General features: G+C 73.1%; 20 protein-coding genes. 10 read left to right on the top strand and 10 right to left on the bottom strand.

The window, feature by feature from the left end; translation table 11 throughout:
• Positions 1 to 90: 90 nt before the first annotated feature.
• Positions 91 to 594 carry a DUF427 domain-containing protein gene (locus G6039_RS11000; protein ID WP_029543345.1) on the top strand — a complete coding sequence of 168 codons (504 nt, stop codon included), beginning with the start codon at positions 91 to 93 and terminating at the stop codon, positions 592 to 594.
• 117 nt (positions 595 to 711) lie between these two features.
• Here G6039_RS11000 and G6039_RS10995 read toward each other — a convergent pair whose 3' ends face one another.
• The 3 genes from G6039_RS10995 to G6039_RS10985 all read right to left on the bottom strand — a co-directional run bounded on the left by G6039_RS10995 (position 712) and on the right by G6039_RS10985 (position 4,486).
• Positions 712 to 2,253, bottom strand: a complete 1,542-nt coding sequence (locus tag G6039_RS10995; protein ID WP_037200828.1) for a serine/threonine-protein kinase — start codon at positions 2,251 to 2,253, stop codon at positions 712 to 714.
• Between the two features lie 83 nt (positions 2,254 to 2,336).
• Positions 2,337 to 3,872 carry a glycerol-3-phosphate dehydrogenase/oxidase gene (locus G6039_RS10990; RefSeq protein WP_029543342.1) on the bottom strand — a complete coding sequence of 512 codons (1,536 nt, stop codon included), beginning with the start codon at positions 3,870 to 3,872 and terminating at the stop codon, positions 2,337 to 2,339.
• A complete protein-coding gene (locus tag G6039_RS10985) occupies positions 3,869 to 4,486 on the bottom strand; it encodes a TetR/AcrR family transcriptional regulator (RefSeq protein ID WP_029543340.1) in 618 nt (205 codons plus the stop codon). The genes G6039_RS10990 and G6039_RS10985 overlap by 4 nt, the downstream gene beginning before the upstream one ends.
• 20 nt (positions 4,487 to 4,506) lie before the next feature.
• Here G6039_RS10985 and G6039_RS10980 point away from each other — a divergent pair, with 20 nt between their 5' ends.
• Both G6039_RS10980 and G6039_RS10975 read left to right on the top strand, forming a co-directional pair.
• Positions 4,507 to 6,129, top strand: coding sequence for an FAD-binding oxidoreductase (locus G6039_RS10980; protein WP_037200825.1), 1,623 nt, complete (start codon positions 4,507 to 4,509; stop codon positions 6,127 to 6,129).
• Positions 6,126 to 7,031: a diacylglycerol kinase gene (locus G6039_RS10975; RefSeq protein ID WP_029543336.1), complete on the top strand. Its 906-nt coding sequence runs from the start codon at positions 6,126 to 6,128 to the stop codon at positions 7,029 to 7,031. Before G6039_RS10980 ends, G6039_RS10975 begins: the two co-directional genes overlap by 4 nt.
• Here the strand turns inward: G6039_RS10975 and G6039_RS10970 are convergent.
• Positions 7,013 to 7,732 (bottom strand): PIG-L deacetylase family protein, encoded by a 720-nt coding sequence (locus G6039_RS10970; RefSeq protein ID WP_029543333.1) that lies wholly within the window; start codon positions 7,730 to 7,732, stop codon positions 7,013 to 7,015. The two genes, G6039_RS10975 and G6039_RS10970, sit on opposite strands and share 19 nt — an antisense overlap.
• 57 nt (positions 7,733 to 7,789) lie before the next feature.
• Between G6039_RS10970 and G6039_RS10965 the strand changes: the two genes are divergently transcribed.
• Both G6039_RS10965 and G6039_RS10960 read left to right on the top strand, forming a co-directional pair.
• Entirely contained in the window at positions 7,790 to 9,124 is a 1,335-nt protein-coding gene (locus G6039_RS10965) for an alpha/beta hydrolase (RefSeq protein WP_029543331.1), read from the top strand.
• Positions 9,121 to 11,622, top strand: a complete 2,502-nt coding sequence (locus G6039_RS10960; RefSeq protein ID WP_043798200.1) for a bifunctional lysylphosphatidylglycerol flippase/synthetase MprF — start codon at positions 9,121 to 9,123, stop codon at positions 11,620 to 11,622. The genes G6039_RS10965 and G6039_RS10960 overlap by 4 nt, the downstream gene beginning before the upstream one ends.
• A 15-nt stretch (positions 11,623 to 11,637) precedes the next feature.
• Here G6039_RS10960 and G6039_RS10955 read toward each other — a convergent pair whose 3' ends face one another.
• Positions 11,638 to 11,811: a hypothetical protein gene (locus G6039_RS10955; RefSeq protein ID WP_029543328.1), complete on the bottom strand. Its 174-nt coding sequence runs from the start codon at positions 11,809 to 11,811 to the stop codon at positions 11,638 to 11,640.
• Between the two features lie 217 nt (positions 11,812 to 12,028).
• Between G6039_RS10955 and G6039_RS10950 the strand changes: the two genes are divergently transcribed.
• The 3 genes from G6039_RS10950 to G6039_RS10940 are packed head-to-tail and all read left to right on the top strand — an operon-like array spanning position 12,029 to position 13,930.
• Positions 12,029 to 12,625, top strand: a complete 597-nt coding sequence (locus G6039_RS10950) for a biotin transporter BioY (RefSeq protein WP_006948276.1) — start codon at positions 12,029 to 12,031, stop codon at positions 12,623 to 12,625.
• A gap of 22 nt (positions 12,626 to 12,647) precedes the next feature.
• Positions 12,648 to 13,328 carry an energy-coupling factor ABC transporter ATP-binding protein gene (locus G6039_RS10945; RefSeq protein WP_029543325.1) on the top strand — a complete coding sequence of 227 codons (681 nt, stop codon included), beginning with the start codon at positions 12,648 to 12,650 and terminating at the stop codon, positions 13,326 to 13,328.
• Positions 13,325 to 13,930, top strand: coding sequence for an energy-coupling factor transporter transmembrane component T family protein (locus tag G6039_RS10940; protein ID WP_006948278.1), 606 nt, complete (start codon positions 13,325 to 13,327; stop codon positions 13,928 to 13,930). Before G6039_RS10945 ends, G6039_RS10940 begins: the two co-directional genes overlap by 4 nt.
• 15 nt (positions 13,931 to 13,945) lie before the next feature.
• Here the strand turns inward: G6039_RS10940 and pspM are convergent, their stop codons facing one another.
• From pspM to pgsA, 5 genes are all read right to left on the bottom strand, one after another.
• The gene (pspM, locus tag G6039_RS10935; RefSeq protein WP_006948279.1) at positions 13,946 to 14,755 is read right to left on the bottom strand and encodes a phage shock envelope stress response protein PspM; all 810 of its coding nucleotides are present in this window, start codon (positions 14,753 to 14,755) and stop codon (positions 13,946 to 13,948) included.
• A 40-nt stretch (positions 14,756 to 14,795) separates the two neighbouring features.
• Entirely contained in the window at positions 14,796 to 15,611 is an 816-nt protein-coding gene (locus G6039_RS10930) for a PspA/IM30 family protein (protein WP_003935651.1), read from the bottom strand.
• Between the two features lie 194 nt (positions 15,612 to 15,805).
• Complete coding sequence (locus G6039_RS10925; protein WP_006948280.1) at positions 15,806 to 16,204, bottom strand: helix-turn-helix domain-containing protein; 399 nt, start codon at positions 16,202 to 16,204, stop codon at positions 15,806 to 15,808.
• Positions 16,205 to 16,349: 145 nt separating this feature from the next.
• Positions 16,350 to 16,850, bottom strand: a complete 501-nt coding sequence (locus G6039_RS10920; RefSeq protein ID WP_006948281.1) for a CinA family protein — start codon at positions 16,848 to 16,850, stop codon at positions 16,350 to 16,352.
• A gap of 4 nt (positions 16,851 to 16,854) precedes the next feature.
• Positions 16,855 to 17,511: a CDP-diacylglycerol--glycerol-3-phosphate 3-phosphatidyltransferase gene (gene pgsA, locus G6039_RS10915; RefSeq protein ID WP_006948282.1), complete on the bottom strand. Its 657-nt coding sequence runs from the start codon at positions 17,509 to 17,511 to the stop codon at positions 16,855 to 16,857.
• A 132-nt stretch (positions 17,512 to 17,643) separates the two neighbouring features.
• Between pgsA and G6039_RS10910 the strand changes: the two genes are divergently transcribed.
• Both G6039_RS10910 and G6039_RS10905 read left to right on the top strand, forming a co-directional pair.
• Positions 17,644 to 18,171 carry an amino-acid N-acetyltransferase gene (locus G6039_RS10910; RefSeq protein ID WP_174824768.1) on the top strand — a complete coding sequence of 176 codons (528 nt, stop codon included), beginning with the start codon at positions 17,644 to 17,646 and terminating at the stop codon, positions 18,169 to 18,171.
• A 40-nt stretch (positions 18,172 to 18,211) separates the two neighbouring features.
• Entirely contained in the window at positions 18,212 to 18,496 is a 285-nt protein-coding gene (locus G6039_RS10905; RefSeq protein ID WP_006948284.1) for a YciI family protein, read from the top strand.

Here is an 18,496-nt window from a genome sequence, read left to right as displayed (position 1 = left end):
TGCAGCGCCTCGGCGGTGGGGCTCGCCCGCGCTGTGCCCACCGCGTCGTACGTGCGAGCCTGGAAGCATGACGATGTCGGCAGGTGTCCCGTGAGGAGCGGCCATCCGGTGCCGGACCCCGTCGGTCCGGGGCAGGAGTCGGTGTGGGACTACCCGCGGCCGCCCGTGGTCCGACGGAGCGACGAGCTGGTCGAGGTGTGGTTCGGCGGGCAACTCGTCGCGCGCACCCGCACCCCGTTGCGGCTGCTGGAGACGAGCCACCCGCCGACCTACTACCTGCCCCGGACATGCTTCGCCGAGGGGGTCCTGCGGCCAGTTCCCGGGAGCACGGTGTGCGAGTGGAAGGGACGGGCCGACTATTTCGACGTCGTGGCAGGCGGACACGTCGCCGAGCGTGCGGCGTGGCACTATCCCCGGCCGGTTGCCGGATACGAGGCACTCGTCGGGCATGTGGCAGTGATGCCGGGTCCGATGGACGGCTGTTTCGTCGACGGCGAGCGGGTGCGTCCCCAGGCGGGGGGCTTCTACGACGGCTGGATCACCGATCGGGTGGTCGGCCCCTTCAAAGGCGGGCCCGGCAGTCGCTACTGGTGATCGCGGGGAGGGGCGGGCACGGCCGCGGCGACGGGCCCGAATCCGGGGCCGGCCACCGATCGGCGCGGAGATCGGCGGCAACAGTCCCACGGGGTGGCCGCTCCGCGGCGCCGGCGGTCACGGATACGCCGACCAGAACTGGAGCACCTGCTCGCGGGTGGTGACCGTTCCGTTGTCGATGATCAGCAGTTCGTCCTCGTCGAACGTGTAGCGCACAGGTCCGGCCACGACGGTGAATCCGGCGGCGGCCGGGGCGGCGTCGGCCAGTTCGATGTCGGCACCGTCGCTGAGCCGCAGGCCCTTGTAGTAGAGGCGATCGAAGTCGTTGCGGCACACCAGGACCCGCGACTCCGACGTGCGCGCCACCGCGACGGCCTCGTCGGTCGAGTTGCAGCGCGGCCCGATGTCGTCGTCGAAGCCCCGGGTGTCCGCCTGCGCGACCGGGATGCGGTCCGGGCGGCTCTGCGGCGGGGCCGTGCTCGTCGGTGCGGACGAAGTGGTGGGGAGGTCGGTGACCTCCGCCGTGACCGTCGCGGGGGGCGGCACCACCGGACCGGGGCTGTCGATCTGCCCGGTGGCCGAGGTGTCGGCCCGCACATCCGGCTCCGGCGCCTCGCCGCGGCCGGGCAGGATCCACGTCAGCGATCCGACGAGCGCGAGGCCCACGACCGCGGCGCCCAGCAGCACGAGCAGCGGCCGACGGGAACGCGACGTCGGGTGTCCGGGCGGGGCGGTCGGACCGGCGGACACGGGGGCGGGTTCGGCGGCGGTGACCGCCCGGGTCGGCGCGGTGACGGGCTCGGTGACCGGCTCGGTGAGAGCGGCACGCGCGGCCGCGGCCAGCGCACCGCACGTGGGGAAGCGGTCCTCGGGGCGCTTGGCCATCGCGCGGGCGATCACATCGTCGAACGCGGACGGCAGGTCCGGCCGCGCCGCGGTGGGGCGCGGCGGGGGCAGATGCAGATGCGCGTGGACCAGATGGGCCGGCTCGGACCCCGGATACGGTGGCCGCGTCGTGAGCAGCTGATAGAGCGTGCACCCGAGGGCGTAGACGTCGGTCCGGGGGCCGAGGGGCCGCCCCTCGATCTGTTCGGGGGACGCGTACTGCAGGCTGGCGACGAGCATGCCGGTCTCGGTGACCGCCGTGCTGTCGAGGCTCTTCGCGATCCCGAAGTCCGCGAGCAGGACGCGCTCGGGTTCGCTCGCCCCGCTCGGCGTGAGCAGGATGTTCGCGGGCTTGACGTCGCGGTGGAGTATCCCGTGTGCATGCGCGTAATCGAGCGCGCGGGCGGTCTCGGACACGATGTGCACGGCGCGCCCCGGAGGCATCGGTCCCCTGCGCAGTGCACCCACCGCGTCGGTGCCGTCCACGTACTGCATCGCAATCCACAACTGGTCGCCGCCATTGCCGCGGTCGTACACGGTGACGATGTTGGGATGTTCGAGCCGCGCGACGTGGTCGGCCTCCCGGAGGAACCGGCTGCGGTTTCCCGGGTTCGCGGTCGCCGACGGGTCGAGCAGCTTCAGCGCGATGAAACGCGGCAGGTTCGGATGCCGCGCCAGGTAGACGCTGCCCATCCCTCCCGTGCCGAGGCGGCGTTCGATACGGTACCCGGCGAACACGGAGCCGGTCTGCAGTTCTCCCACGGTGTCGTCCACTCCCGAGTCCGTCGCGGCGCCCGCCCGACGGCCGTCTCAGAATATCGCGCACGTGAAGAGTGCCAGGCCGGACGCTCCGGCGGTCAGGCCGACACATCCCCGGCGGCGTCGAGCGCCCGGGCCCGGTCGCCGGGCACGAGCCCGATCCGGGTGCGGCGGTCGAGGATGTCGTCGACGTCGAGGGCGCCCTCGTGGGTGACGGCGAATTCCAGTTCGGCGCGGCTGACGTCGAGCCCGGGGACGACCGGTTCCAGCCGGCGCGGGTCCGCGGCGAGCAGGGCCGCCTCGGTGCCGTAGCGCCGCACCAGGTTCGCCGGGGCGGCGACAGTGCGCAGCACGGCAGGAGGCGCGGCGCCGACGAGGGGGAGCCGCTGGGTGCGGCACGGCCCGACACGCAGTCCGGCCGTCTCGACGGCCGCGTCGACGGCGTCCTGCGCCATCCGCCGGTAGGTGGTGAGCTTGCCGCCGACGATGCCGATCGGACCGGACTCGGAGCGCACGACCGCGTGCCGGCGCGACAGGTCCGCGGTGCCGCCGCCGGTGTCGGTGCCCGGCGCGGAGGAGTCGAGCAGCGGCCGCAGTCCCGCGAAGGTGCCGAGGACGTCGTTGCGGGTCAGGGGCACGGCAAGGCCCGTGTTGGCGGTGTCGAGGAGGAAGTCGATCTCACCGTCGGTGGCCTGCGGGACGTCGGGCAGCGCGCCGGGCGCCTCCTCGTCGGTCAGTCCCAGATAGATGCGGCCCAGCTGGGCGGGCAGCGCGAAGACGAACCGGTTGGTGGCGCCGGGAATCGGCACGGTGAGCGCGGCCGTGGGGTTGCCGAGGGCGGCGGCGGCGAGCACGAGGTGGGTGCCGCGGCTCGGTCGCAGCCGGATCGACGGATCCACCTGTCCCGCCCACACGCCCGCCGCGTTGATCACGGCGCGGGCCGTCACCCGCACCTCGGTGCCGGTGAGGGTGTCGCGCAGGGCGGCGCCGTCGGCCGTGACGGAGTGGGCGTCGACGCGGGTGAGGATGCGGGCGCCGTAGGAGGCGGCGGTGCGGGCGAGGGCGACGACGAGCCGGGCGTCGTCGACGAGCTGGCCGTCGTAGGCGAGCAGTCCCCCGCGCAGCCCGTCGCGCCGGACGGCGGGGACCAGGTCGGCGGCGCGCGCCGCGCCGATGCGGCGCGAGCGCGGCAGCACCGCGGACGGCGTGTGCGCGGAGACCCGCAGGGCGTCGCCGGCGAGGAACCCGGTGCGCACGAGCGCGGCCTCGCCGCGGCCGACCGACGGCAGCAGCGGCACCAGCTGCGGCATCGCGCGCACCAGGTGCGGCGCCGTGTGGGTCATGAGAATTCCCCGCTCGACGGCACTTTCGCGGGCGATGCCGATGTTCCCGCTGGCGAGATAGCGCAGGCCGCCGTGGACGAGCTTCGAACTCCACCGGCTGGTGCCGAAGGCGAGATCGTGCCGTTCGACGAGGACGACGCTCAGGCCGCGCGACGCGGCGTCGAGCGCGGCGCCGGCGCCGGTGACACCGCCGCCGACGACGAGCACGTCGACGGTGGGCCGGGCGGCGAGGTCGTCGAGTTCCCGGCGGCGGCGGGCGGCGTCGAGGGCACTGGAGGCGGGTCCGGTCACGGGCGATCCTCCCCGGAGGGTGCGAGATAGGTGTCGACGGCGTGCGCCAGCTCGGCGAGCAGGGCCGCCCGGTCGACCACCTCGGTGACCATCCCGGCGGACTGCACCACGGACTGGGCGGTGAGCAGCACGAACGCGGCGAGCGCGCGGACGTCGCCGGCGCGGACGGTGCCGTCGCGCTGGCCGAGGACGAGCGCCCGGGTCAGCACCTCGAGCACTGCGTGCTGGCTGGTCCCGAGCCGGTCCACGATGTACGTCATGAGCAGGTCCGGGTCCGACCGCAGGATCTTCTCGAACAGCGGATGTGTGCCGATCTCGTCGACGGCCGTCACGACGGCCCGCACGACGCGCGGCCGGACGGGCCCCTCTTCGCGGAGATCGGGCAGGACGGCGCGGATCTCACGGGTGAGAAGGTCCGCGACCAGGGCACGGGTGTCGGGCCAGCGGCGATAGACCGTGGGGCGGCTGACACCGGCGCGCCGCGCCACCTCGGCGAGGGTGGTGCGCCGCAGTCCGAAGTCGAGCAGGCACGAGCGGGTGGCGTCGAGGATCTGGTTCTCGACGGTTGCCGCCGGCGGGCCGGAAGACCGGATCTCATCGTTACGAATAGACATTGTATGTAACACTGTAACGCATGACTGTGAGGTTCACACCGCAACACCCCACCGCCGCAGCCGAGATGGAGTGGGACGCGTGGGGCACGGCGGACCGCCGGAAGGAACTCGGCGAGGGCGTCCGCACACTGCTTCGACAGGCTCTCGGCGTGGACACCGAGCGCGCCCGTTCGCTGCCCGAGACCGCCGTGCGGCTCACCCCGTCCCGGCTGGACACCCGGCACCACCAGGGCCTGCGGCGCATCGTCGGTCCGGAACACGTCGCCGACGACGACGCGGCCCGGCTCCGTCACGCCGGCGGCAAGAGCACCCTCGACCTGCTGCGGCGACAGAACCCCGGCCCGCAGGACGGTCCCGACGCGGTGCTGCGGCCCGGCAGCCACGACGAGGTGCTCGCCGTACTCGACTACTGCACGGGCGAGGGGATCGCCGTCGTGCCGTTCGGCGGCGGCACCAGCGTCGTCGGCGGGCTGGATCCGGTGCGCGACGGCTTCGAGGCCGTCGTCGCAGTGGACCTGCAACGGATGAACGCGCTCACCGATCTCGATCCGGTCTCCGGTCTGGCGACGCTGCAGGCCGGCGCGACCGGACCGCAGGCCGAGGAGCTGCTCGGTGCCCACGGCTTCTCGCTCGGGCACTTCCCGCAGAGCTTCCGCCACGCGACCGTGGGCGGGTTCGCCGTCACCCGATCCTCCGGCCAGGCCTCCGCGGGCCACGGCCGGTTCGACGAGATGGTCGAGCACCTCGTCGTCGCCACCCCGCGCGGTACCGTCCGGGCGGGCCGCGCCCCGGCCTCGGCCGCGGGCCCGGACCTGCGGCAACTGTTCCTCGGGTCCGAGGGCCTGTTCGGCATCGTCACCGAGGTCGGCGTGCGAATCCACCCGATCCCCGCCGCGACCGCCCACCGCGCCTGGTCGTTTCCCGACTTCGCCACGGGTGCGGACGCCCTGCGCACCCTCGTGCAGACCGGCGCCGTCCCCACCGTGCTGCGCCTGTCGGACGAGACCGAGACCGCGACGAACCTCGCGTTGCACGAACACATCGGTGCGACCGCCCCCACCGGATGCCTGGCCGTGACCACCGTCGAGGGCACCGCCGAACACGTACGAGCCCGCGCCGCGGAGGTCGACGCCCTGCTCTCGACCCTGGGCGGCACCGACCTCGGAGAAGAGCCGGCCCGCGCCTGGGAGCAGGGACGGTTCGACGCGCCGCACCTGCGCGACGCCCTGCTGCGGGTCGGGGCACTCGCCGAGACCCTCGAAACCGCCACCACGTGGAGCAATCTGGCGCGGCTGCGGACGGCGGTGACCGATGCGCTCACCGCCTCCCTGCAGGACCAGGGCACCCCGCCACTGGTGCTGTGCCACATCTCGCACACCTACCCCACCGGCGCGTCCCTGTACTTCACCGTCGTGTGCGCGCAGACGGACGATCCCCTCACGCAGTGGTCGGCGGCCAAGCGCGCCGCCACGGACGCGATCATGACAGCCGGCGGCACCGTCACCCACCACCACGCGGTCGGGCGCGACCATCGGCCGTGGATGGCCGACGAGATCGGGACTCTGGGCACCGGCCTGCTCCGCGCGGTCAAGGACGCACTCGACCCGCTCGGCATCCTCAACCCTGGAAAGCTGCTGCCGTGATCGAATCCGTCACCGTCCTGACGAACCCGGCCGCGGGCCCGCACACCGCGCGCGCGACGAGGTCCGCCACGGCCCGGCTGCGCGAACGGGGCCTGCGCGTCACCGAGATCGCCGGCGACACCCCGCAACACTCCCTCGAACTGGTGCGCCACGCCGTCGCCGAGGGAACCGGGGCACTCGTCGCGGTCGGCGGGGACGGGCTCGTCTGGCTCGCCTGGCAGGCGCTCGCGCAGACCGGGATTCCGCTCGGCATCGTCCCGGCCGGGACCGGCAACGACCTCGCCCGCGTCCTGCACGTGCCGTCGGATCCGGTGGCGGCGGCCGACGTGATCGCCGACGGGGCCACGCGGACGATCGACCTCGGAAGGGTCCGGGCGCCCGGGCGGCCGGACCACTGGTTCGGCACCGTGCTCGCCAGCGGATTCGACTCCCTGGTCACCGACCGCGCCAACCGGATGCGCCGGCCGCGCGGCCGGCTGCGCTACAACGTCGCGATGGTCGCGGAACTGGCGAATCTCCGCCTGCTGCCGTATCGCATCACGCTGGACGGCGACGACCTCGACGTGGCGGCGACGATGGTGGCCGTGGGCAATGCCTCCACCTACGGGGGCGGCATGCGCATCGCGCCGGACGCGCGTCTCGACGACGGCCTCCTCGACGTCGTGATCGTGACCTCTGCCAACCGGACCCGCCTGCTGCGCCTGTTCCCCACCGTCTACCGCGGCACCCACGTCGACCTGGACGAGGTGAGCGTGCACCGCGCCCGGCGGGTGCGGCTCGAGTGTCCCGGCATCTCCGCCTACGCGGACGGCGAACCGCTCGGACCGCTGCCCGTGGACGTCGAGGCCGTGCCCGGTGCCGGAGTCGTCCTCGTACCCGGCGGTCAGCCCCCGAACGTGTAGAGCTCGAACCCGGCGGCCCGTTCCACCGCGAACCCGGGCAGAGCGGCCGTGGCCGACTCCACCTGCGCCCGGGCCTGGTCGAGCACGGGGGTGGGCGCGAGTGCCTCGAGATAGCGGCGGTGCTCGGCGAGGGACGCGACGCCGTCCTCGACGGTGTCGGTGACGTCCACTCCGTGAGTGGGAGACGTGGTGCTCACCGCCACCCACCGCACCCCCGGCCACGGCGGCAGACCCTGCTCGGCCAGGTCCGGGAAGATCCACTCGTTCGCCGCGTCGGTGACCGCGTCGAGCACGCTCAGCCCCAGGGCACGGTGGTCGGCGCTGTTGAGGACGCCGGGGAACCACGTGAGCCCGAAGTTGCCGGTCACCACCATCTCGGGTCGGTGCCGCCGGATCGCCGCCGCAAGATCGCGGCGCAGGTCCGGCCCCGCCACCAGGCGGCCGTCGGGATGCCCGAGGAACTCGACCACCTCGACCCCGACGACCCGGGCGGATGCCCGCTCCTCCTGCTCGCGCAGCGGCCCGCACGCCGCCGGCGGCAGGCCCGCGATGCCGGCCTCGCCGCTGGTCGCCAGGACGTAGCGCACCTCCTTGCCCTGTCGGGTCCACCGCGCCACCGCGGACGCCGCGCCGTACTCGATGTCGTCGGGGTGCGCGGCGATCACGAGCGCCCGCTGCCAGTCCTCCGGTACCGGTTCCATTCGTCCACTATCGCCGATCACGATGCGGGGGTGGGGGCCTCGCGCATACTGGACGGCGTGTCGTGGTCCGGGCTCGTCGAAGCAGCGCTCGACGTGCGGTTGACGACGACGGCGGCGGCCGTGGTGTTCACCGTCCTCACCGTCGCGGGCCTGGCCGCCCTGGCCGCGCGACGGCACCGCCGCTGGCTCCTGACGGGGATTCCGACGGCCGTCGCGCTGACCCTGGTGCTGGTGGTGCTCGCCGCCGTCCTCGTCGAGCAGGTGTGGCGACCGTTCCCGGATCGGTTGCCTCGGGATGTGTACGCGTGGACCGCCGTCGCCGTCCTCGCCGTCGCGCTCCTGGCCGGCCGGTGGCTCGTCCGCCGCCGGGACCGGGCGCGTCCGCTCGTCGCGGCCGGCCTCGTCGTCGCCGCACTGGCGGTGGTGGTGGCGGGTGCGGGGCGGATCAACGCGGTGTTCGACGCCTACCCCACCGTGCGTTCCGCCCTCGGCATGACCGACTACCGCACCGTGCCGCTCGACGCGGCCCTGGCACCGGCCACGGCGACGGTCGCTCGGCGGCCGCTGTCCGAGACCTGGTCGCCCCCGGCCGATCTGCCCGCGACCGGCGCGGTGACGACCACCCCGATCCCCGGCGCAGTCTCGGGATTCCGCGCCCGCGACGCGCGGATCTACCTGCCACCCGCCTACTTCGCCGACCCGCGCCCCGAACTCCCGGTGCTGGTGCTGCTCGCCGGCCAGCCCGGCAGCACCGACGACTGGCTGATCGGGGGCCGGCTGCCGCAGATCATGGACGCGTTCGCGGCCGGGCACGAGGGGCTGGCACCGGTCGTCGTGCTCGCCGACGGCACCGGCGGCCAGTTCGACAACCCGCTGTGCGCCGATTCCCGTCTCGGCAACGCCGCGACCTACCTGGCGCTCGACGTGCCCGCCTGGGTCCGCGAGCACCTGCAGGTCGACGACGATCCGGCGGGCTGGGCGATCGGCGGGCTCTCGTACGGAGGCACGTGCGCGTTGCAGCTCGCGACCGCCCGCCCCGAGGTGTACCCCACGTTCCTCGACTTCTCCGGCCAGGCCGAGCCGACCCTCGGCGATCGGGACCGCACGATCCGCGAGGTGTTCGGCGGCGACACGGAGGCATTCGCGCGGAACAACCCTGCCGACCTGCTGGCCCGCAACCGCTACCCCGGCTCGGCAGGGGCGTTCGTCGTGGGCCTCGACGACAGCGAATACCGTTCGGGAATCGAACAGCTCACGACGGCGGCCCGGGCCGCCGGCATGGACGTCCACCTCACGGAACTGCCGGGAGCGCACAGCTTCGCGGTGTGGTCCGCCGGACTCGAGAAGGAGCTGCCGTGGCTCAGCCGCCGACTCGGCCTCGTCGCCCCGTGATCGCGCGCAGCGGCGCGGCGCTGCGCCGGGCCCCCGTCGCTCTGACCCTGCTCGCGGCGATGTGGGTGCTCGCGATCGCCACCGGGTCCGTGTGGCGCGGGCCGTCCCACGACCTGGCCCTCGACGTCTCCCTCGGCACCCGTAGCTTCGGCGAGGGGCATCCGTGGGTGCTCTGGACGTCCGGGCTCTTCGCGTCCGGCCTGGGCGAGTACGTCCTGTCGAGCGTGGCGATCCTCGCCGTCGCGGTGCCGGTGGAGAACCGCCTCGGCAGCCGCAGATTCGCACTCGCCGCGGCGCTCTCGCAGGGTGCGGGTGCCGCGCTCGCCCTGCTGGTGGCGCTGCTGGCGTCGACCGTGCCGAACTCGTGGGGCTTCGAGCTGCACGGGCACCTGACCGAGGATCCCCTGCCGTGGGTGCTCGGCACCCTGCTCGCCGCCACCGCGGCGATGGGTACGCTGTGGCGGCGCCGCATCCGCACCCTGGTGCTGGTGTTCCTCGTGACGAGCGCCCTGTTCGCGGGGCACCTGCAGGACGTGGTGCGGCTCTGCGCGGCGCTGGCAGGCCTGTTCCTCGGACCCGTGCTGTTCGGCCGCGCGGCCCGGGGCCCGGCGCTCGGCGGCACCGTGCGGGAGCGTCGCACCCTCGTGGCGCTGGTGGTCGCCGCCAGCGTCCTCGGCCCGATCCTGGCGGCGTTCTCCCCCCACGCCATCGGGCCGCTCTCGGCGCTGCGGGAGTTGTTCGACCAGGTCCCGTACAGCGCACGGGAACTGGTCGACATCTGCGCCGACCCGGCCCTGCGCGACGAGTGTCGCAAGGGGCGGCAGGCGCTGCGCCTGTCCGGGATCGGACCGCTGGTGATGAACCTGATGCCGTCGGCGGTGCTGCTCGTGGGAGCGGAGGGACTGCGCCGGGGCCGCCGCGCCGCGTGGCTGCTCTCGGTGTGGGGGCACGTCGCCCTGATCGCGGTGGCCGCCGTCAGCGCGGTCGTGCAGATCACCGAGCAGGAGGAGACCCGGTCGCTGCTGTACGGCACCCGCCGCACCAGCTCGGTGTACATGGAACTCGCTCCGCTGCTGGCCCTCGTCGCGGTGCTCGTGCTGCTGCTGATGACCCGCCGGCTGTTCGGGGTGCGCGCCCCGCGCGGGACGTATCCGCGGGTGTGGCTGGGCACCGCCGCCGCGGCGGGTGCCGCGCTCGTCACCTACGTGGGGGTGGGGGCGCTGCTCGCCGACGGCTTCGACCGCGACCCCGGCGGCGCCACGCTGGTGCGCGACGCGCCGCGACGTCTCGTCCCACCCGTGTATCTGCAGCTGTTCGAGCCGCCGGTACTGCCGCTGACCCCGGCCGCCACGCTGCTGTTCGAGTGGGTGGGGGTGCTGGTGTGGGCCGCGTTCTGCCTGTTGATGGTCCGGAGCTTCCTGGTCCCCGCTCTCGGGCACGATCCCGGCGACGAACACCGGGTGCGTGCACTGCTGCACTCCCCCGGCGGCACCTCGCTGTCGTGGATGACGACGTGGCCCGGCAACCACTACTGGTTCGGCGAGGACGGCCGGCACGCCGTGGCCTACCGCGTGCACTCGGGTGTCGCCCTGACCACGGGCGACCCGGTGGGTGATCCGGCCGGCCTGGAGAACGCGATCGACGAGTTCGCCGCGTACTGCCTCGGCAACGGCTGGACCCCGTGCTTCTACTCCGTCGGGGAGGACACCGCCGCGATCGCCCGGGACCACGGCTGGAGCTGTCTGCGGGTGGCCGAGGAGACGGTCGTCGCGCTTCCCGGCCTCGCGTTCAAGGGCAAGAAGTTCCAGGACGTCCGCACCGCCCTCAACCGCGCCGCCAAGGACGGCGTGGAGGCGCGGTGGACGACGTTCACCGAGGCGCCGTTGCCGATGACGGAGCAGATCGTCGAGATCTCCGAGGAATGGGTCGCCGACAAGGGCCTCCCCGAGATGGGCTTCACCCTCGGTGGGCTCGAGGAACTGCGCGACCCCGAGGTGCGGCTGCTCCTGGCGATCGACGCGGACGACCACGTGCACGCCGTGACGTCGTGGATGCCGGTCTACCGGGACGGCGCCCTGGTCGGCCTGACCCTCGACTTCATGCGCCGCCGCTCCGACGGCTTCCGTCCCGCGATGGAGTTCCTCATCGCCTCGGCCGCCATGTCCGCGCAGGAACAGGGCCTCGAGTTCCTCAGCCTGTCCGGCGCGCCGCTCGCCGGCGCCGACCCGTCGGCCGGCGCCCTCGACCGCGGCGCCCTCGACCGCGGCGCGCTCGACGCGCTGCTCGACCTGCTGGGCCGCACCCTCGAGCCGGTCTACGGCTTCCGGTCGCTGCTCGCCTTCAAGGCGAAGTTCCAGCCGCAGCACCGGCCCATGTACCTGGTGTTCCCGGACGCCGCGGCCCTGCCCACGATCGGCATCGCCGTCGGTCATGCGTACCTGCCCGACGTGTCGCTCGGGCAGGGTCGCCGGCTGCTCGCACAGTTGCTGCGGCGCTGAGCCGCCGCGACCACATCACACGTGGGTGATGTGGTCGTCCTTGCTGCCGGCCACGGCCTTGTACAGCATGTAGCCGCCGAAGATCAGCGCGCTCACCACGAGAATCCCGAACAGGTGCTCCGCGAGCGCCCCGACCACCACGAGGGCGATCCACACCAGCGCCACCACACCCACGATCTTCCAGAACATCGTCTTCTCCTTGCGTCGTTGCCGTTCGTTGTCGATCGTGACACCCCACGGTCGGAAAAACACCAGGTCAACGCAGAGATCAGGGAAAGATGGGTGGTTACCCGGAGGCCGGTGCGGCCCTGTTCGGGGGCCGGCCCGGAGCGGGGTGGTGAGAAGGAGCACGCCGCGGCGACATACCCTCGACAGGTTCGGTCCCCTCGTCAGAAGGCTGAGAATCGTGTCCTCGACCCGCCGCACGCCCGCCCGCGACCTGGCGCAGATCGCCGTGTTCGCCGCCCTGATCATCGCTCTGGGTCTGCCCGGGCAGATCACCGTCGGCTCGTCGGGCGTGCCGATCACGCTGCAGACGCTGGGCGTGATGCTCGCCGGGGCGCTGCTCGGCGTCCGCAAGGGCGTGCTGTCGGTGGCCACGGTGATCGTGCTGGGCCTGGCGCTGCCGGTGCTCGCCGGGGGACGCACGACCCTCACGGCGCTGGCCGGCCCGACGGTCGGCTTCCTGCTCGGCTGGCTTCCCGCCGTCGCGGTGATCGGCTGGCTCTCGGCGCGCATGCTGCCCCGCTACCGGGTGCTGCCGGGCATCGCCGTCAACGTCCTCGGTGGCATCGTCGTGCTCTACGTCTTCGGTATCGCCGGCATGCTCGCACGCACCGATCTCACGCTGTGGGCGGCGCTGAGCGCGAACGCCACCTTCCTGCCCGGTGACCTGCTCAAGGCCGTCGTCGCGGCGGTCGTCGCCGCCCAGGTGCACCGCGCCTACCCGGCCCTGCTCAGCCCGAGCGCACCGGCACGCCCGGCCACCGACCCCGCGCGCTGAGCGCCGGGCCGGGCACGACCGCATGAGCGAGATCCGCTTCCGGCAGGTGGGCCACGCCTACGGTGAGCGCACCGTCCTCGACGGCATCGACGTGACCCTCACCGAGCGCCGCGTCGGGATCGTCGGCGCCAACGGCAGCGGCAAGTCCACCCTGGCCCGGATGATCAACGGGCTGGTGATCCCGACCTCCGGCACGGTCACGGTGGACGGCCTGGACACCGCCCGCAAGGCCCGCGAGGTGCGCCGGCGCGTGGGATTCGTCTTCACCGATCCCGACCATCAGATCGTGATGCCCACGGTCGCGGAAGACGTCGCCTTCTCCCTGCGCCGCAGCGGACTGAGCAAGGCCGAGCGCGCGGAGCGGGTACGGCGGGTGCTCGCCGACTTCGGACTGGCCGGGCACCACGACCACCCGAGTCACCTGCTCTCCGGCGGACAGAAGCAGCTCCTGGCCCTCGCGGCGATCATGGTCACCGATCCGCAGGTGCTGGTGGCGGACGAGCCCACCACGCTGCTGGATCTGCGCAACGCCCGGCTGATCGCGCGGACCTTCGCCGCCCTCGAACAGCAACTGGTGGTGGTCACCCACCATCTGGACCTGCTGACCGGCTTCGACCGGGTGCTCGTCGTCGACGGTGGGCGCGTCGTCGCCGACGACACACCCGGCCCGGCGATCGACTACTACCGCAGGCTGGTCGCGTGAGCACCCTGGGCTTGTACCATCGCGCGGCGTCGCCGTTGCACCGGGCGCCCGCGGGCCCGAAGCTGCTGGTCACCGCGGTGCTCATCGTCGCGCTCACGGTGTGGATGCGGCAACCGTGGCAGGTGCCGGTGGCCGGGGCGGTCGTGCTCGGGCTCTACCTGCTGGCGCGGATCCCGCCCCGGCCCGCGCTGCGACAGCTCCGGCCGCTGTTGTGGATGCTCGTGGTGATCGCGGCGTTCCAGGTGCTGCTCGCCGGCTGGGAGCGGGCGGTGGTGGTCTCCGGTCAGCTGCTGGTTGCCGTGGCCCTCGCCGCGCTGGTGACGCTGACCACCCGGGTGAGCGACATGCTCGATGCGATCGTGGCGGGGCTGGGCCCGTTCCGGCGGGTCGGCGTGGATCCGGAGCGGGTCGGCCTCGTGCTGGTGATGACCGTCCGGGCCGTCCCGATGCTCGGCGGGATCGTCGCGCAGGTGACCGAGGCACGCAAGGCCCGCGGGCTCGGCTTCTCGCTACGGGCCCTGGCGGTGCCCGTCGTCGTGGGGGCGTTGCTGACCGCGGAGGCGATGGGCGAGGCCCTCGTCGCCCGCGGCCTGGACGACTGAGCCACCGGGACGACGTCAGTACCGGTAGCGGCCCTCGATCTGCCGGATCTCCCGCCACGACTGGGCCCAGCTCTCGAGCCGGTCCGAGGCCGAGATCAGCTCGGCGCGCTGGCGGTCGAGCAGGGCCATCGAACGGGTTCCGTCGGGGGCCGCCGCGAGCCGGGCCGCGGCGGCGACGAGTTCCTCGAATTGGTCGACGCCCGTGTCGAGTCGCTGTCCGGCGGCCGCGACGGCCGCCCCGAGGTGCGCCCCGGCGGCGGCGCTGTCCCGGGCGGCGGATTCGAGCGCGACCACATCCACCGCGACGGCCTCGAGCGCGTCGGAGGCCTCCCGGGCGGCCGCGGCGATCTCCTCGAGGTCGTCGGCGGCGACGGTGCGGGAACGAGCCAGCACCGTCAGCAGCTGGGCGAGGCTCTGTTCGTCGCTCGCCAGCCGGGCCATCGGGGCCCGCGCGACGGAACCCGACGGCGGCAGGGCCCGGCGGGCGGGTGCCGGCGGCGGCAGCGGCACGGCGTCGAGGCGCCGGAAGGTACGCACCGCCAGCACGGCGGGCACGACGAGCGCGGCGGTCGTCCCGCCGGTGGCGACGATGGTCCAGTCGGGGGCCGACGCGGCCACCAGCGTCGCGGTGCCGACACCGCTCATTCCGGAGGCTGCGCCGAACAGGCGGGCACGCCGGCGGGCGCGGCGCTTCTTGCGGCGCACCCGGGCCGCGGGGTCGTTCCAGCGGCGCGCCGCCTCGACCACGCTGCCGGTCATGTCCCGGAGCGCAGCCGCGGCCGGACCGGGGAACTGTCCGGTCCGGCCGCGTGCGGGTGTGTTCATTGCGTTGCCGCGTTTCTGCCGTCTGCCATCGACCCCGGCGCTACTGCGAGCCGGCGCTTCCCGCCGCCGACGGCGGTTCCTTGGTGGGGTTGACCGCGGGGGTCGCGGGTGCCGCCGCGCCGGGCAGCGCCTCGCCCTTCATGGAGGCCCGGATCTGCTCGAGACGGCTGTGGCCGGCCATCTGGACGGTGGCCTGCTGGACCTCGAGCATCCGGCCGTGCACCGAGTTCTGCGCGAGCTCGGCGGATCCGAGCGCGGTGGCGTAACGACGCTCGATCTTCTCGCGGACCGCGTCGAGACTCGGCGTGGTGCCGGGCGCGGCGAGCGTCGAGTCCATCGAGCGCAGGGACTCGCTCACGCGCTCCTGCATCTTGGCCTGCTCGAGCTGGCTGAGCAGCTTGGTGCGCTCGGCCACCTTCTGCTGGAGAGCCATCGCGTTCTGCTCGACGGCCTTCTTCGCCTGCGCCGCGGCCTGCAGCGACTGATCGTGCAGCACCTTCAGATCCTCGACGGACTGCTCGGCGGTCACCAGCTGGGCCGCGAACGCCTCCGCGGCGTTCGTGTACTGGATGGCCTTCTCGGTGTCGCCGGCGGCGTTGGCCTGATCCGCCATGAGCACGGCCTGCCGCGCGCTCGCGTTGAGCTTCTCGACCTCGTCGAGCTGACGGTTGAGTTTCATCTCGAGCTGACGCTGATTGCCGATGACGGACGCGGCCTGCTGGGACAGTGCCTGGTGCTGGCGCTGCGCGTCCTCGATCGCCTGCTGAATCTGGACCTTCGGATCGGCCTTCTCATCGATCTTCGAGTTGAAGAGCGCCATCAGGTACTTCCAACCCTTGACGAACGGATTAGCCATGGGAGTGATCCTGCCTCCATCTGGTACGCCGCGGCGAACGCGACCCGGTGCGCGGCCCTCGCGCACCGTTTCCGGTCGGCCGTGTGATCCCCGCGTACCCGGCCGCCGTGTGTCCCGAGCCACCCCCCGGTGGTGACCCGAATTGTGTCGCTTTCGGCCGCGTCCGGCCAGGCCGGCGCGGTCCGTCCTCCATGTTATGCGGCGGCCAGCGCGCGTGCCGCCGGCGGCGGGATCACCACACGCGTGTCCTGCGCCACGAGCGCCGCGTGCTCGGCGGCGCGGGCGTCCGAGTCCCGGGACTTCGGCTCGGCCCCGAGACCTGCCGCCGCCCCGACCGGGGTCCGGCCGCGGGCGGGAACCGCATCGGCAAGCGACTCGCTGACGTCGAAGAGCACGTCGGACAAGGGGACGTCGAGGGCGTCGCAGATCGCGGCGAGCAGTTCGCTCGACGCCTCCTTGCGCCCGCGTTCGATCTCGGAGAGGTAGCCGAGGCTGACCCGGGCGCTGCTGGAGACCTCACGCAGGGTGCGGCTCTGCGAAACGCGGGTGCGCCGAAGACTGTCACCGATTGCCTCACGCAACAACAGCGCCATCCCATCCTCCTTCGTCCGTCGTCGCTCAACCCGTCAACGCACGACGCACGTCGCCGGGTTCCCGGCTCCCCGCCCGGGCACGAAAACCCTGCCGGGCGCGGCTCCGCACGGGTCCGGCTGCCACCGGTACCGCGGTGTCAAGACACTACATCCCCGCGGCGCCGCGCACGCGGGTGAGTAGGCCCGACACGGCGGCACGGGCAGCCCCGGCCCGGATGTCCCACCGGTCCCCGCGCACCGGCGGGCGGGTGACCACCGTGCCGCCCGGCCCGGCGATCCCGAGATACAGCGTGCCCGGCGGGTGCCCGTCCTGCGGATCCGGTCCGGCCACGCCGGTGATGCCCACGCCCCACGTCGCTCCGCAGCGAGTCGCTGCGCCCTCGGCCAGGGCCGCGGCGGTGGACTCGGAGACCGGCCCGTCCGCCGCGAGCCGTTCCGGGTCCACGCCGCCCAGGGTGGACTTGAGGTCGGTGGCGTAGACGATCAGCCCCCCGCGCAGCACCACGCTGGCGCCGGGTACCCCGGCGATCGTCGCCGCAATCAGCCCGGCCGTGAGTGATTCGGCCGTGGCCACCGTCTGCCGCCGCGCGGCCAGGGTCGCGACCAGGTCCGCGGCCGCGGTGCCGGGAACGAGCGGGTCGGGCACCGCCTCACTCCCCGTGCTGTTGTTCGACGCGGTGCACCCCGGCGCGCAGTCGCGCCGCCTGGACCACGTAGTCGATGCCGGTGCCCACCGTCAGGATCACCGCGAGTCCCATGAGGGCGACGGCGAAGGGCATCGCCGCCTCCGGCAGCGGGAGCAGGTACAGCACGATCGCGAGCGTCTGGACCAGGGTCTTGGCCTTCCCGCCGCGGCTGGCGGGGATCACCGCGTGCCGCAGCACGAAGAAGCGCAGCGCCGTGACGCCGAGCTCGCGGGCCGCGATGATGCCGGTCACCCACCACGACAGGTCACCGAGCAGCGACAGGCCCACGAGGGCGGCGCCGATGAGCGCCTTGTCGGCGATCGGATCGGCGAGCTTGCCGAAATCGGTCACGAGTCCGTACTTGCGGGCGAGCTGTCCGTCGATGCGGTCCGTGATCGCCGCGACGGCGAACACACCCGTCGCGGCGATGCGCCACGCGACGTCGTGACCGTCGCCGACGAACAGCACCAGAAGGAAGACCGGCACCAGAACGATCCGCAGCATGGTGAGGATGTTGGCGATGTTCCACAGCGGGACCGGCTCCGCGGCCGCGGGGGCATGCGGCCCGGGAGCCGCCGCCGCACCGCCGGTTCCGGCCACCTCCGGATGCGGCGCGCTCACGCCGGCCTCCGCGCCACGGACGTCGCCGCAGGACGAGGCGGACCCGGGTCCGCCGGGGCGACACGTGAGCATGGGGATCCGACCGGCACACGGACACAATATCGGTAGAGCGACCGGCTACTGTTCACCACTATGACTTCGCGGACGACGGACCAGGGGACTCACGACCGCATCCTCGTACGACGTGCGCGAACCGGCGACATTCCGGAGATCAAGCGGCTGGTCGACATCTACTCGGGCAAGATCCTCCTGGAGAAGAACCTCGTCACGCTGTACGAGGCCGTGCAGGAGTTCTGGGTGGCCGAGACGACGGGCACCGTGGTCGGCTGCGGGGCCCTGCACGTGCTGTGGTCCGACCTGGGCGAGATCCGGACCGTCGCGGTGGATCCCCGGGTCAAGGGTCGCGGGGTCGGCCACCTCGTGGTGTCCCGCCTGATCGACGTCGCCCGCGAACTCGAACTCGAACGGCTGTTCGTGCTCACGTTCGAGGTCGAGTTCTTCGGCCGGCACGGATTCACCGAGATCGACGGCACACCCGTCACCGCCGAGGTGTACGCGGAGATGTGCCGCTCGTACGACACCGGTGTCGCCGAGTTCCTGGATCTGAGCTACGTCAAACCGAACACCCTCGGAAACACCCGGATGCTGCTCACGCTCTGAGCCGCCCCCTTCCGCCCACCTGTCACGAATGCGAGGACCCATGCCCCTGTTCGCCGTCGAGTACACCTACTCCGAGGCCACCGCGAGCGGCCGCGACGAGCACCGGCCCGCCCACCGCGGCTGGCTCGGCGAACTCGTCGAGGCCGGGACGGTGCGCGCGACCGGCCCGTGGGCCGACGGGTCCGGCGCACTGATCCTCGTCGAGGCCGCGGACGAGCCCGCGGTGCGGGAGGTCATGGCTCAGGATCCGTTCGCCCGTCAGGGGCTGCTCGACGAGGTCCGGATCACGCAGTGGCTCCCGGTGATGGGCGTCTTCAACGACTGA

This window comes from Rhodococcus aetherivorans (assembly GCF_011058165.1).
Classification (GTDB): Bacteria; Actinomycetota; Actinomycetes; order Mycobacteriales; family Mycobacteriaceae; genus Rhodococcus; species Rhodococcus aetherivorans.
Note: the sequence above shows the minus strand (reverse complement) of the source record. Positions and strands in the feature narration are given on the sequence as shown.